The sequence below is a fragment of the Cytobacillus sp. Hm23 genome (genome assembly GCF_051842895.1).
Lineage (GTDB): Bacteria > Bacillota > Bacilli > Bacillales > SM2101 > Nanhaiella.
Genome location: NZ_JBPXRQ010000011.1, coordinates 1 through 15,215, shown reverse-complemented (window position 1 = coordinate 15,215; position 15,215 = coordinate 1). Strand labels below are relative to the sequence as shown.

Here is a 15,215-nt window from a genome sequence, read left to right as displayed (position 1 = left end):
AAAAAAAATCCTACCATAGTGATTCAAATCACTTATTGGTAGAATTTTTTACTTACGTTCAATTTGTATTCTCAATTCTCCCTAAAATAACTGCTGTGATAAATCCACAGCTAAGCGTGACTAAACTCATAAGAATTTGTCCGTCAATACCTGGATAAATTACAAAGATTGATCCTGACACCATTCCAATTATAGCTGCATACATCATTATAGGATAGGTAGTAAGGAGATATTTTAAAAACTTGCTCATCACAACAATTCCAATTATTACTCCAACTCCGACAGTCCCAATAACGATGAAATCTAACTCTGGTATGGCGTGTAAAATTGGTTCATACATACCGATGAGCAACAATACAAAAGAGCCGCTCACACCCGGTAACACCATTGCCATACTTGCTAAAAAGCCAGAAAAAAATAAAACTAATAGTTGTGTAGCACCTAGTGTTTCCAAAGTGACAACTTTTTCATTAAACAAAGACAGAGAGGCAATGGCTAAAAAGGTAATAACAAATAACATATAATGTTTACTTTTGAATGTATTTTTTATATCTGCTTTTATGTACAAAAACGGTAATATACCAATAATTAGTCCTAAAAAGAAAAAGTTAGTCGGTTGAGGATATTCTTCCAATAACATTTTTATTACACTACCTAACAAAAAAATAGCCGATAAAACCCCTACACCTAGAGGAATTAAAAATCCCAAATGCTTTTTCCAATCCTTACTAAAAAAACCATTTATCGCTTCTATCAATCTGTTGTATATACCTAAAATAACTGCTATTGTTCCAGCACTTACCCCCGGAATAAGATCGCTTGTCCCCATAAGGAACCCTCTATAAAGATTTTTCCACTCCATATATTCACACCTTACTTATTGATAATTTAAGTAAAAACATTTCGTTGAAATTATCATCATATTATTTACTAGGTCATATGTCAAGTTCTATGAATACACTGTAATTAAATGTGCTTAGTAGAAAGAATAGAACATTCTATTAATTACTAGATTTGCAAGTTTCGGGAACATGACCATTGTATATCGGTAACGTGATACTAACGGTAGTACCAACTTCAACAACACTCTCGATATTGATTGTTCCTTTGTGCTCATTTATGATTTTATTACTGATCGTTAACCCTAAGCCCATACCTTTTTCTTTTAAGGTGAAGAATGGCTCTCCTATTTTATTTAGTCTTTCTTTCGGTATTCCTATGCCATCATCAACTACTATGACCTTAACAAGCTGTTGATCAATATTGTTTACACTAATATCAATCCTCCCCCCTCTAGGCATAGCATCTATAGCATTTTTAACGATATTTATAAAAACTTGGATTAGTTGATTTTTATCACCGAATACTGTTGGGTCATATGATTCATTACTAAAATGTATGATAATACCTTTTTCTTTCGCTTCATGTGATGTAATGTTACAAACATATGATAGCGATTCACTCAATAAAAATGGGTTATATTTTTTGGGCTGTGGTTTAGATAGTACCAACAGTTCACTAACAATGTGGTTAATTCTATCAATCTCTGACATGATAATTGAAAGATGATCTTTTGATGTTGTTTTATTTTCTCCCATTAACTGAAGAAACCCTTTAACACCTGTTAGCGGATTTCTAATTTCATGAGCTATTCCAGCCGCCATTTCACCGATTACCGACAATTTTTCTTTCTTCAATAGCATCGCTTCAGTAAGTTTTTGCTGTGTAATATCTCGACCAATAATGACGAGTCCTTTTCGTTCTCCATTATCATAAAACAATGGGACTTTTATCACATCGAAAGTCTTTGTCTCTTCATTAGGTAATATAAATGACTCATCTGCTCTAGTTATCTTCGCTTGCTTCCATGTATCGTTGTCTGATCTCAAACACTCATCGAACGCTTCTTTAAAAAAGGGATTAATTACCCCTAAATCTGCATCTGTTTTCCCAACATAATCAATCTCATTTAAGTAGTAAAGGTCTCGACCGAAATCATTTACCTTCAACCAACGTCCTTCACCATCTTTAAAACAAACGAAATCTGGCATCGAATTGATTAATAATGATAATTGGTTTTCATCCTCTTCAGCTTTCTTACAATATTCAGTTTGTTTTATGAAACTATATAATAAATATGATGAAACCACTATAAAAATAATAGTTTCTACTAGTTTTAATGCGTAAGGATCGTGCATTATGTTAAGAAGAATCAGAAAATCATCTATAAAAAAAATCCATATTATACCACCAATAAAGTATGCCAATACAAGTCGCTTATTTACAATTAATCTTGAATGCATTTACTCACCTTTTTCAACAGTATATACGATGACAGTTCATCATGATTTAGCGTTTAGTAAATCTAGTACATGCAATGTAGGAATAAAATTGTATAATACGAAATAAGCGATGATTTCAACAACACCGCCTATCATGCTCACTTTTCGTAAAAGGTTGTTATCGCATTATATGTTGCTTTCATATAACGAACATTCGAAGCATCTTTTCTTCCAAAGACTATAAAAATCATATACTACATATCAATTGCTCAAATGTGAGTGTAACGAAAAGAGCATCATAAAAATATACAAATACTCCTCAATATTAGCTAGAAAGTAGTAGTCCAAATTAATTACATTTAGGTGGATGCATGATAATTCTATTATAACAGAGATATAATCTATCAGTTGGATTTTTTTACCCTTAAATTAGTATAGAATATAGCAAGATTGGTAATAGTGAAAATTTATGAAATATGTTATATAATGGGTGTCAGAGGTGGTTTAATATGACAAATGCGATCAAAAAACATAACTATATTTGGTTCTTACTGTTAATTAGTATCATTTTAATTACGAATTTCACTTTATACAACTTGCCCTCATTAGAACCAATTCCCGACGCTGCAATTATAGGTTCATTACTTGATTTTATTTTAGTCATTCCTTTATTAACTTACCTTTTCATTATTCGAAAGCGTTTTTCCATCAAATATATAGGTTTAGTTATTCTTCTCAGTTACGGTGTGGCATACTTAATTGTTCCTAATAATTATTTTAAAGAATTTCCCTTTGTAAACTACTTTGTGATTTTTTGCGAAGCAATTTTTGTATTACTAGAACTGTATATTTTATTTAAAATCGTCTCAAAAATGAAGATTATCATTAAAGACTATAAATCTAACCATTCAAACAGTACATATTTCCAGCATAATATTAAGCAAACAGCTGAACAACATTTACCTGGAAATCGTATAGTACAAATCCTACTTACAGACATTAGTATGTTATATTATGCATTCTTTTCATGGCGAAAGAAATTTACGAACCCGTCTGAGTTAAGATTTACCTACCACCATAAGACTAGTATGGTAGCCTGTAATATTATGATCATTCATGCGATTGTGATAGAATCAATTGGACTCCATTACTTTTTACATCAATGGAATGAAGTCGTAGCCTATATTCTTCTTATTTTAAACATTTACAGTGTTCTGTTTATCTTAGCTGAAATACAGGCAACTCGATTGTCTCCCTTTTTATTAACTAAACAAAGCTTGTTATTAACTGTAGGGTTTTCTAAACGTATGGATGTACCACTTGATAAAATTAAAGAGTTTAAGCATTATGATGGTCCAGAGCAGATACCAAATAAAGAACTAAATACGTTATTTGATGCAAGAGCCATCGATTTTATAAAAGAAAAACCTATGTTTGAGATTTTATTATACGAACCTCAGCAAGTAAAGCTTCTATATGGTATGAAAAAAAATGTTAGCAGAATCATTTTGAATGTTGATCATCCGCAGGATTTTTATGACCAACTTGCTCACTACCTTGGAAATGAAAATTCCACTAAAGCATGAAGAAGTAGACAACTAATTAAACAAGCTCGAGGCTGTCGACTAAGTCGACAGCTTTTTTGTATTTTAAAAAATAACTATCTCCGACTACAATGTTAGCGTAACTCTGAGTCTACTAGAATAAGAAATGATAGATCAACTTTCTATAAAATCCAACGGGTTAACTGCATTGGTTTTATTAAAATTCCATCGACCTTTGTGAAGTTCAAAGTGAAGATGCTGCCTTGAAGCATAACCCGTATCACCCATATATCCTAATAATTGACCTTGCTTTACTAGTTGATTCACCTTTACCTTTCTTGTCCCTAGTTCTAGATGTGAATATACTGTCTCCCACGTTTGACCATTAATATGATGAACAACAAAAATGACTTCTCCATAGCTTTTTGATGTATACGAACGACTAACCTTACCATTAGCAACTGCTAAAATATCGGTTTTACCTGATTGAGCGATGTCAATACCGTGATGATTTGGCCTGCGTTTTGTCCGAAAACCGGATATAGTTTTACCTTTACTAGGTCTTATAAACACAAAATTAACCTCCCCCTTTTTCAATATAATAGTAATTACTTGTACTAAAGGTTCTCTTTCTTATGTAAAATACATGTTTATCATGAGTATAAGCATTGCATGTATAACTTAGATGAATTGCCAATTTTACAGCAGGTAAACTTCGGCATCTCATAAGAAAATCAACTGGAACTATACTCCAACTGATTAAAAATTAGTTACATGTATAGTACAATTTTTACAATAATTAAGTGAGTAATTATTCTTCACAAAAAGAAAAGGCATGAGTTCGGTTTAATACCGCTCATACCTAGATGACACTTAAATCCCGAGTCTAACTCGGTCAGAACTGCAATAAATAGGTCTAATAAAAAGAACTTTCTTATTGACCTCTTCTAGCAAAATCTACAAATTTGAACTTATCCATTCGATGTCTAGATTCTGTATATTGGAATAACTTAGCATCATCTAAATATACATAATTTTTGACTACAACAATGTGTCGATCACCATTTAAATCTAAGTGATGCTGATCTTCCTCCGTTGCCTCTTCAACTGTAATTTCTTTCTTTGCAAAGCTTATTTTGTAATTTAATTCTTTCTCTAAATATTCATAGATAGAATTCTTACAAATTTGCTTCGTTAATGTCGGTACGATTTTCTGAATAAAATAATCTTTATCCAAAATAATTCTTTCTTCATTGATTTCCCTAACTCGCAAGACTTCCCATACTTTTTCAGTTGGTGATATATTCAATTGATCTTGAATATATAGGTTAGGTTCACTTAAAACGACCTCATGAACATGTGTTGCTAATTGCCCTTCCATCTTTTGAGCAATTTCTTTAAAGCTTACTAGCTCTGACACCGGGAATTGAAGCTTTCGTAAATCCAACACGATAGACCCTTTTCCCTTCACTTTTTGAATATAGCCGTTTAAAGATAACAAATTCAACGCTTTTCTAATCGTTTCTCTTGATGTATCATAATTTTTTGCTAATTCATGTTCAGATGGTAATTTTGTATTCGGTTCTATTTCTCCACGTTGAATCTTTCCTGTAATATCGTTATATATTGCATTATATTTGTTTTGTCTCAAATTAAATCACCAAATTTATTGTATCATCATTTTGTCAAGTGATAAATAATCGATTCATACGGCCTTAGTTCAATATTATTAATGTTCATTGGTGAATCATCATAATTTGATAATAATATACTGTTAGAATAAGCATTTATTTCGACCGTTTCAGGTAAAAGAAAAGTAGCTTCTTTAGCATAAAAATTATTTATCACTAACAATTTTTCATTCTTAAAGCTTCTTACACACGCGAAAATTTGCGGATGATCTTCTAAAATTAGTTGAAAATCCCCATATGTGATGATGTCATACTTTTTCCTTAATGAAATTAGTTGTTTATAATGATAGAAGACAGAATTGTTATCACGTAGAGCTTGAGCTGCATTTATATGTTTATAATTAGCAGAAACATTAATCCAAGGTTTTCCTTCTGAAAATCCAGCATTTTTGCTATTATCCCATTGTATAGGTGTTCTTGCGTTATCCCTAGATTTTTGTTTTAAAATATTGATTATTTCGTTCTCTTTCATTCCTTCATTCTTTTTAATCTCGTAAATATTCAACGACTCTACGTCACGGTAATCCTCTATGCGATCAAAGTTAGGGTTTGTCATTCCAATTTCTTCTCCTTGATATATATAAGGTGTCCCTTGCATCATATGAATCGTTGTTGCTAGCATTTTAGCAGATTCCTTATGGTACCTTTGATCATTACCAAATCTTGATACAATTCTTGGTTGGTCATGATTACACCAAAACAAAGCATTCCAACCACCACCTTTAATCATTTCACTCTGCCATGTGGACAAAATTTGTTTTAGTTGCAAAAAGTTAAAATTTGCAACCTCCCATTTCTCTCCATTTGGATAATCAACCTTTAAATGATGAAAATTAAAGGTCATATCAAGCTCCTGTCTGTTTGGGTTTGTATATTTTATACAGTGGTCAATCGTTGTTGATGACATCTCGCCGACTGTCATACTATCGTACTTTGAAAACACTTGTCTATTCATCTCATGTATAAACTCATGAGCACGTGGACCATCGGTATAAAATTTCCTTCCGTCCCCTGTAGTACCTGATTTGGTTAGGTCATCATTAGGAAATTGCTGATCTTTTGAAATAAGATTAATGACATCTAAACGAAAGCCGTCAACTCCTTTTTTAAACCAAAAATGCATCATCTCATATACATGTTCGCGAACTTGTTCATTTTCCCAGTTTAAATCTGCTTGTGTAATGTCGAACAAGTGTAAATAGTATTGACCTGTTTGATCATCAAGTTCCCAGGCTGAGTTACCAAACTTTGATTGCCAATTATTTGGTTCCTTTCCCATATCATCATGCCATATATAAAAATCACGATATTTATTTTTCATACTTTCACGTGACTGTTTAAACCAAGCATGCTCAGTTGATGTATGATTTACAACAATATCCATAATAACCTTCATATTTCTCTTGTGTGCTTCAGTTAATAATAAGTCAAAGTCAGCCATCGTTCCATATTCTTTATGAATACTAAAATAATCACTAATATCATAACCATTATCTCGCTGCGGGGAGTTGTATATAGGTGTTAGCCATATGATGTCTACACCAAGTTCAGTTAAATAATCAAGCTTAGAAATGATTCCCTGTAAATCACCTACACCGTTTCCAGTTATATCTTTGAAGCTTTTTGGATAAATTTGATATACTACAGATCTCTTCCACCAAGGGTCTTTCATTTTGTTACCACCTATCCTTTTGTTGAGTAATCTTGGATGCATTATTCATTCCAATAAAAGTACAGAAATTATCGATTGTATTGATGACCTTTTCATCGTTTCATTTACCTACTAATTCCTAGTCACACGTATCCTGGCCCTTATAATTACTTATATTCTCTTTATAAAATCTACCACTGAGCTTAATAACTACACAAAATGAGCATCGCAGAAAAAGCTTTGCTTTTTCTGCGCTCAATCATCGTTTAGGATAAATTCACTAAAAAGAATATTTAGTAAACACGGCTATATCAAATGAAGTTAAAAAATGAGTTATAAGGATTTTATATCCGACCTGTAACCTTTCAATCAAGTGGAAGATCGACGCCGTCTACTTTAAACAATCTCATGTGTACTTGAACATCTTAATTAGCTCTTCTTTAGTTTACCGTATACTATTGTTAATACAAACGGAACTACTAATACGATTGCCATACCTATAAAAAATGAAATCCACTTATCAGGTACAATTGATAAAAATCCTGGAAGACCTCCTACACCTATAGAGAAAGCTTGAACAGCATTTATTGTAATAAATAAACCTGCTATTGCTGAACCAAGTATTGCAAAAAGAAACGGGTATTTAAACCGAATATTAACACCAAACATAGCTGGTTCTGTAATTCCTAAAAATGCTGAGATCCCTGATGTAAGTGATAACCCTTTCAGTTTTTCATCTTTTGATACTACCATCATAGCAAACGCTGCAGACCCTTGAGCAATATTCGATAAAGCAAGAATTGGCCATAAGAATGTTCCACCAGTACTACCTATCAGTTGTATATCTACTGCTAAGAAAGTATGGTGCATCCCTGTTACTACTAGTAATGCGTAAATTCCACCGTATAATAATCCACCTAATGCTGCAAATTTATCAAAAACCAATACTAACCCATCTGTAATACCATTCCCAATTGCGAAAGTAATTGGACCAATAATAATAAATGATAAAAACCCAGTGACTAATAAAGTAATTGGTGCAACTAATAAAAGTTTGAAAGCATCCGCTATCCTCTTATTTAAAAACAGCTCAATCTTGGCTAATACAAATGATGCTATTAATACAGGTAACACTTGACCCTGATATCCTATTTTTGCTACGTCTAAACCGAATAAATTCCAGTAAGGAACTTCGTTATTTGCTAACGCATCTCCATAAGCCCATGCATTAAGTAAACCGGGATGAACAAGCATTAGGCCGAGCACTATACCGAGTAACGGACTTCCACCAAAACGTTTTACAGCTGACCAACCAATTAGACCAGGTAAAAAAACGAACGCAGTATTAGCAATTAAATTTATAATATCAGCAATATCTTTCCATTGTGTATGAACGTCTATTAAAGATTTCTCATCATAAAAAATACCTGGACCAGTTAGAATATTATTAATCCCCATTAATAACCCCGCGGTAACGATGGCAGGTAAAATAGGTATGAAAATATCTGCTAACGTTTTAATCATTCGCTGAATTGGGTTTAATTTCTTTTCGGCAACTGTTTTAATCTCTTCTTTTGTTGAACTACCTATTTCGGCCATTTCTACGAGTTGTTTATATATTTTATCTACTAAACCTTGACCGATAACAACTTGGAATTGACCATTCGCAAGAAAAGTACCTTTTACAATTTCTATCTTTTCTAAAGCTTCCTTATCTACGATATCATCATCTCTTAACGCAAACCTTAACCTCGTAACACAATGTGTTGCTGCCTCAATGTTTTCTTTCCCACCAATTGCATTAATAATTTGCTCAACTTGTTGTTTTTCGCCCATCATCTCACCCTCCTGATATCGCTTACATATCCCACTAACTTGTATATACAAATTACTCTTAAAGTATAAACTTGTATATACAAGTAGTCAATAATAATTTTTGATATTCTAATTGAGTATTATTACCTTAACTTAAGGAACTTTTTGTAAACTTTGTTGTTATAGTTCCTAAAGTTGATGATAAAAGTATCGTTTTATTCAACAGTTAACTTTTAATAGAAGAATGGATGCCTCGAAACCTACTTGTATATGTGTTTATTTGTTAGTACGAAAAACAACATTCTACACGAAAACACTTAATATAACTTACTGAAAAACACAAAAACTTATAAATACTTGATTATCTTATTATTTTTACTTATAATTACTTACAACAAGTATGTGAAGGGTGTGATATTTTGTTTCAAGAGGAAAGAATGCTTGCCATTCTTAATTACTTAAAAATCCATAAAAAGATAAGCGTTGATGAAATTTGTCAACAATATAATGTCTCACGTGATACTGCTCGGCGTGACCTTGTCAAGCTTGAAGAAAAGCAAGCTATCTTACGAACAAGAGGTGGGGCAATTCTACCAACTTTAAATAATGAAATTAAAAGTTATAATGACAGACTACGTCTCCTTTCTAAAGAGAAAGAAGCAATTGGTAGAGTTGCAGCCACGCTAGTAAACGATGGCGATATTATTATTATGGATGAATCGACAACGGTTCAAGCTTGTGCAGAATTTCTTCAAGCTACAGATTGTACAGTAGTAACAAATTCAATTAGTCATTCATTAATCTTGTCCAATAACCCTGGAGCGGACATATACTTACTAGGTGGTCAATTAAATAAAGAACACCGCTTTCTCTATGGTTCATCCACTGTAGAAAAACTTTCACACTACAACGTTGACAAAGCATTTATTGGTGTAACTGGCATATCAAATCGCGGTTTGACCATTGCACATGAAGAGGATGGATTTGTAAAAAAGAAAATGATTGAGCAAGCAACTGAAGTCATAGTTTTAGCTGATTCAACGAAATTTCATACACAGGCTTTTTTTACATTTGCAGCATTATCACAAATTGATGTGGTCATTACCGATCAACAAATTGATGATTCACTCATGAGTGTTTTGCATGACTATGATGTTGAAGTATTAGTTGCCTCTTCACAAATGTTAAATATATAAAGCTCTTTTCGTGAACTGTGTTGCTTTGTCAGCTACTTTTGAGAATTGATGAGTAATATATAATTTTTATAGTATTTAGCGAAGAAAAGATACCAAGTAATTTAGTCGTATACGTTTTTAATTTTTTGTACGAAAGACAACATTCTATACAATAACAGCCATTCATATAGAATCTAGGAGGAAAAGGGGCATGAAATTACTTGCAATAGATCTTGATGGCACCCTACTAAATCATAAGAAGAATATTAGTAAAGTAAACTTAGCTGCAATTAAAGACGCTCAGGACAATGGTGTAGAAGTTATCATTGCAACAGGAAGAGCATATTTTGATGCCGTTAAAATATGTAGAGACGCTGAGTTATCAACAAAGATCATTAGTTCAAATGGGGCGATGATTCATACAGAAAAAGGTGAATTACTGCATTCATTTGCTATGGAAAATAACGTAGTTGAACGAAGTATCAAGTTTCTAGAAGACACCGAACTCTATTACGAGGTTACAACAGCTAACGGAATATATACTCCACATCGTTGTCGTGATGTTTTGGCTATCGAGGTAGACCGTTTAACAAGTGCAAACCCAGAAATAAGTAAAGAAAAGCTTCTTGCCGATACTCAAAAACAATTTAATCAAACAGGCTTTACATTTGTTAATCATTATCAAGATATTTTTCATAAAAAAGAAGCAGTATATAACATCCTTGCTTTTTCACTAGACGAGGAAAAGCGACTACAAGGATGGGATTATTTCACAGAACGAGAAAACCTCACTGTTGTTTCATCAGCAGATAATAATTTTGAACTTCAACATCATGAAGCATCTAAAGGAAATGCAGTACAGCTTGTAGCAAATACGCTAAACATTCCACTTAGCGAAACAGTTGCAATCGGAGATAGCCATAACGATTTGTCCATGCTTAAAAAGGTTGGGTACAGTGTTGCAATGGGGAACGCAAAACAAGAGATTAAAAATGTTTGCCATATGACGACATTACTTAATGATGAGCATGGTGTCGCACATGCCATTATTCATAAGATTAACGAGAAAATATCTTTATAAATACAGCTTAGAACAACTGACCGGCGTAACCATAGGGCGTCACGGTCAGTTGTTTTCGTTATAACTATTATTTTGTTGCTTGCAAACACACTTCGTAAAATTTATCTGGCTCTTCAAAATTAGGTGAATGAGCTGATTTTTCAAACCACACGAGTTCTTTTTTTGGCGCTTTTAAATGCTCATAATATTCTTCAGCAAGCTCAAACGGTGTAGTGTAGTCATAACGTCCAACACAAATATACACTGGTACTTTCATTTCATCCACTTCGCTTAGTAAATCCATCGCCATCAGCTCATCCCATAGCTTACTGTTGGAAAAAGAAAATTTATTATATCTCATAAAGCGTAGCCAATCTACAATAGAATATTCTCTATAAGATGCCGATTTACGCATGGACTTCATCATGGTAGATCCATGAACAGCACCACCAAATTTATCTAACCACTTTCTCTGAATAACGATGTCAGTAAATTTATCATATGGTGGATATCCAATTTTTTCTAACTGCTTCTGTGCCTTGCTATTTTTTGTTTTATTAGCCTTCTCAAGTGTAAAACGGTAAGAGATTTCTTCATTTTTCACCATATTCACAAATTGACCAACACCAATATATGCATGTATTAGCTCAGGATGCCTCTTGACAAATAACGATCCTAACAGACTTCCCCAGGAATGCCCGACTAAGTATAATTTCTGTTGATTAAATCTCTGAAGCAGTAATACTACTAACTCGTGTATATCTGAGAGGAATTGGCTAATATTCAAACTGTCAATTTGAACTTCTTTTGAGTAAGATTTTCCAGCCCCCCTTTGATCCCAGTTTACGACTACAAAATCTTCCTCTAGCTTTTGCTGAAGCTTTGGAGCATACCCTATTTGAGCAGCACCAGGTCCCCCATGTAAAAAAAGTATTAACGGTTTATGTTTATTCTTTCCCCTTATAAGAATGCATTGTTCGACTCCACCGATCCTAATCATTTCTAACGAAGCAATACTATCTTGAATAATTTGTTTGTTAGCATCAATAAAGTTTGGCGTTTTTGCTTTTAACATTTCAGTTTATCCTCCCTTACGCTACATAGTTAGGTGTTGTACATAAACTGTCTTTGACTATTCTCTATAAAGAATATGCTAAATAATTCCAAAGATAAACTAGCTTAGGAATGAGTTTGATTCGTCCTATAGGCTGATTAGCAGCCAACTACAAGAAATATAGCTATTGTAATTTTCCAAATTGGTGAATGTGGAAACACTATACCAATTTATGATGCAACCTAGCTCTAGAGGACATTAGTAGAATAGTGGGGTTTACATAAAAATAGCTAATCAGTAGAAGGAATATTTAAAATCAAGTATAAAAATACGAAGCTTTAATTCTCAATTTTGCACATAATATACGGGATTATCACTATTATTAATGAATGAACTATTAAAATTACATTCTTTTAATACGTAAAAACTTTAACAAGTTATACGAAAACAACAAAGAAAACCGCTTCATTAAAGAAGATATACCTGCACTATTTAACGATATGTATTGAAAGATTATTCTTCAAAAATCGAAAACACATTGATATTCATCGGAAGAAATTATATATAAATATTTTAAAAAATATGAAGAAAAGTGTAATTTCTGAAAAATAAAAATCCTACCCATTTTGTTTTTTTTACAAAATGAATAGGATTTGGGCGTCGCTAAACCGTAGAACTTTATTCCATAATCGTATAAAGGACTATACTATCCTTACATATGTTTGTTAAAGAACTCACTTACAGCTCTGTACACCTTAAGTTCATTTTCCCTTTTAGAAAAGCCGTGCCCTTCATCTTCTAAAACAATATATTCGACATCCCGCCCATTCTCCTGTAATGCTTGAACAATTTGATCTGACTCAGCTTTGACAACACGAGGATCATTTGCACCTTGAATGACGAGCATAGGCTTTGTCATATTTTCTAAATATGTGATCGGTGAATACTCAATTAATTTCTCTTTATCTTTTTCAGGATCTCCTACCCATTGGTTCATAACAGGCTTCCAATGCTCTGGTACGGAATTAATGAACGAAAACAGATCACTAGGTCCAAAAATGTCTACAACAGCTTTGAAGTATTCTGGATGTCTACCATGGAGAAGCAACGACATGTACCCTCCAAAGCTTCCACCCATAAGAAAGATTTTATCTCTTTCAGCATAGCCATTATTTATGAGAAACTCTATACCTTCGACATTATCAAGCCGCGGTCCATGACCCCAGTCACCTTCAACCATTTTCGTGAATTGCAAACCATAACCAGTTGAGCCTCTGAAGTTTGGAGCAAATATACTAAACCCTTCATTAATAATATATTGAAACACACCTCTAAAGGATTTTCGTTCTGCAGCTTGTGGTCCTCCATGTGGCCAAAAGACAACGTGACCATTACTGTTTTCAGGCTTTGCTTTGAAAAAGAGTGATTCAATTTCAAGACCATCAAATGATTTATATTCCAGTACTTGAGGATCAACTAGCTGTTCCTCATCCACTCCTAACACTCGGTTATTAGTCAATGATACCCATTCGTTTGTATCAGTCTCTTTTACATATATATTCCAAGGCTTTGTAGCAGTTGTACCTAACAAATAAATATTACCTTTTTCTGAAACTGAAAGCTGTTCGACCTTTCCAACAGGAAGTTGTATTTCTTTTAATTGGTTTGACTTAAGGTCGTATACATATAAATGGTCTTCAACACCTTTTTCACTAACCACATATAATTGCTTCTGTCTATCATTATATTTAATAGTGTTAAAGCTTTCATTTTGTAAAGAAACAACCTTACTAAATTTTCGATTTACGATATCAAATTTTGCTATATATGAAAAGTCTTCATTGTAATCAGTAAGGAAAAAGAGCTCTGAATCAGATACATAAACTACATCGGTGACTGTATGTTGATTCTCAGAATCTGGTGTTAATGAAAATAGTTCTTCATCAGTTTTTACATATGCTAAAGTATGTGTATTTGAGAAATGCTTAATTAAGACCATATTTTCTTCATTTGGACTAATATCAGCTAAATATGTAGCCGCTCCATCTCCGTCTACTACTACCTTTTCCTCTCCTGAATCCATTTGATAGCAGTACCCTTTTAAGTATGTTGGGTCATCCTTCGTAGAAGAATAGTACAGTCTTTTTCCATCTTCTGATAGGATAGGGTTGATGTGCTGGTGCCCCTCTGCCGTTCTTAGAGGATGAAGGTGACCTCCATGAGGAGGAATCATATATAGTTGAGTATTTTCGTCCCCTTCATGATCAAATGATGCAACAACAAACTTCCCAGCTTTGTCGTAACGAAGGTTGTGACAACTTTGATCATTAAATGTTAGTGGATAAGGAAACTGGTTAGGTAAATCCATTCCCCACAAATTAAACTTCCCACTAATGTTCGTGCTAAAAATAAGCTGACTTTCATCATTATTCACAACAAAATTTTGAATTCTGTACGCACGTAAAAACTGTTCGACATCAGGTTTCTTAAATGTTAGCATATTAATCTCCCCTTTAATAAATGTATACTCATCTATTATTATAAATCTTAATAATCACACTGTCTTATAATAGAGGTTGGATTTTATCTCCGTCTAGAGAATGATTTTGAGTATAACTTACAGTAGTTTATGAATCTGATCGTTTATTCATCCTGAGATTCGTTTTATTGATGTGGTATGAGTCTTATCCCCTCACCTGTTAAGTTACAAGCTCATCAGGGAAATCAACATAATAGTTTAATTGACACTACTCCTAATCAATTCACAATATTTGAATGGAGATGATATATAAGAGTTTTTTGAACTACCCACCACTTATCAGACCTTACGGTCATGATTGAAGTGGGGGATTCCTAAGTACGGAAACCTAACGGCTTCTAATTGATTAGGCTATCCCCGTAGTTCCTACGGTTAAGAGACGAATTGCTTCGTTTCTTAGATTT

11 protein-coding genes are annotated in these 15,215 nt (G+C 33.2%); 3 read left to right on the top strand and 8 right to left on the bottom strand.

All coding sequences use genetic code 11. The features are described 5' to 3' along the window. Positions 1–58: 58 nt before the first annotated feature. Positions 59–829, bottom strand: coding sequence for a DUF368 domain-containing protein (locus tag ACSVDA_RS08945; protein WP_485882519.1), 771 nt, complete (start codon positions 827–829; stop codon positions 59–61). A 172-nt stretch (positions 830–1,001) separates the two neighbouring features. Next, positions 1,002–2,288 (bottom strand): ATP-binding protein, encoded by a 1,287-nt coding sequence (locus tag ACSVDA_RS08940; RefSeq protein WP_485882719.1) that lies wholly within the window; start codon positions 2,286–2,288, stop codon positions 1,002–1,004. Between the two features lie 503 nt (positions 2,289–2,791). Here ACSVDA_RS08940 and ACSVDA_RS08935 point away from each other — a divergent pair. Next, the gene (locus ACSVDA_RS08935; RefSeq protein ID WP_485882517.1) at positions 2,792–3,868 is read left to right on the top strand and encodes a hypothetical protein; all 1,077 of its coding nucleotides are present in this window, start codon (positions 2,792–2,794) and stop codon (positions 3,866–3,868) included. A 132-nt stretch (positions 3,869–4,000) separates the two neighbouring features. On the opposite strand, the gene ACSVDA_RS08930 is transcribed toward ACSVDA_RS08935, so the two are convergent. The 4 genes from ACSVDA_RS08930 to treP all read right to left on the bottom strand — a co-directional run bounded on the left by ACSVDA_RS08930 (position 4,001) and on the right by treP (position 9,004). Further along, positions 4,001–4,399, bottom strand: coding sequence for a M23 family metallopeptidase (locus ACSVDA_RS08930; protein ID WP_485882515.1), 399 nt, complete (start codon positions 4,397–4,399; stop codon positions 4,001–4,003). 361 nt (positions 4,400–4,760) lie between these two features. Continuing rightward, complete coding sequence (treR, locus tag ACSVDA_RS08925) at positions 4,761–5,477, bottom strand: trehalose operon repressor (protein WP_485882514.1); 717 nt, start codon at positions 5,475–5,477, stop codon at positions 4,761–4,763. Between the two features lie 26 nt (positions 5,478–5,503). After that, entirely contained in the window at positions 5,504–7,189 is a 1,686-nt protein-coding gene (gene treC, locus ACSVDA_RS08920; protein ID WP_485882513.1) for an alpha,alpha-phosphotrehalase, read from the bottom strand. Between the two features lie 408 nt (positions 7,190–7,597). Next, positions 7,598–9,004, bottom strand: a complete 1,407-nt coding sequence (treP, locus tag ACSVDA_RS08915) for a PTS system trehalose-specific EIIBC component (protein WP_485882511.1) — start codon at positions 9,002–9,004, stop codon at positions 7,598–7,600. A gap of 398 nt (positions 9,005–9,402) precedes the next feature. Between treP and ACSVDA_RS08910 the strand changes: the two genes are divergently transcribed. Together ACSVDA_RS08910 and ACSVDA_RS08905 are read left to right on the top strand one after the other, a co-directional pair. Further along, a complete protein-coding gene (locus tag ACSVDA_RS08910; protein ID WP_485882510.1) occupies positions 9,403–10,179 on the top strand; it encodes a DeoR/GlpR family DNA-binding transcription regulator in 777 nt (258 codons plus the stop codon). 190 nt (positions 10,180–10,369) lie between these two features. Continuing rightward, positions 10,370–11,239 (top strand): Cof-type HAD-IIB family hydrolase, encoded by an 870-nt coding sequence (locus ACSVDA_RS08905; protein WP_485882509.1) that lies wholly within the window; start codon positions 10,370–10,372, stop codon positions 11,237–11,239. 67 nt (positions 11,240–11,306) lie between these two features. Here the strand turns inward: ACSVDA_RS08905 and ACSVDA_RS08900 are convergent, their stop codons facing one another. Continuing rightward, a complete protein-coding gene (locus tag ACSVDA_RS08900; RefSeq protein WP_485882507.1) occupies positions 11,307–12,293 on the bottom strand; it encodes an alpha/beta fold hydrolase in 987 nt (328 codons plus the stop codon). Between the two features lie 691 nt (positions 12,294–12,984). Further along, a complete protein-coding gene (locus ACSVDA_RS08895) occupies positions 12,985–14,772 on the bottom strand; it encodes a S9 family peptidase (protein WP_485882506.1) in 1,788 nt (595 codons plus the stop codon). Positions 14,773–15,215: the final 443 nt, after the last annotated feature.

Excerpts from the sequence above, each read along its gene's own strand:
- ACSVDA_RS08945 (WP_485882519.1), bottom strand. The coding sequence starts at position 829 with ATGGGGACAAGCGATCTTATTCCGGGGGTAAGTGCTGGAACAATAGCA.
- ACSVDA_RS08935 (WP_485882517.1), top strand. The coding sequence starts at position 2,792 with ATGACAAATGCGATCAAAAAACATAACTATATTTGGTTCTTACTGTTA.
- treC (WP_485882513.1), bottom strand. The coding sequence starts at position 7,189 with ATGAAAGACCCTTGGTGGAAGAGATCTGTAGTATATCAAATTTATCCA.
- treP (WP_485882511.1), bottom strand. The coding sequence starts at position 9,004 with ATGGGCGAAAAACAACAAGTTGAGCAAATTATTAATGCAATTGGTGGG.
- ACSVDA_RS08905 (WP_485882509.1), top strand. The coding sequence starts at position 10,370 with ATGAAATTACTTGCAATAGATCTTGATGGCACCCTACTAAATCATAAG.
- ACSVDA_RS08900 (WP_485882507.1), bottom strand. The coding sequence starts at position 12,293 with ATGTTAAAAGCAAAAACGCCAAACTTTATTGATGCTAACAAACAAATT.
- ACSVDA_RS08895 (WP_485882506.1), bottom strand. The coding sequence starts at position 14,772 with ATGCTAACATTTAAGAAACCTGATGTCGAACAGTTTTTACGTGCGTAC.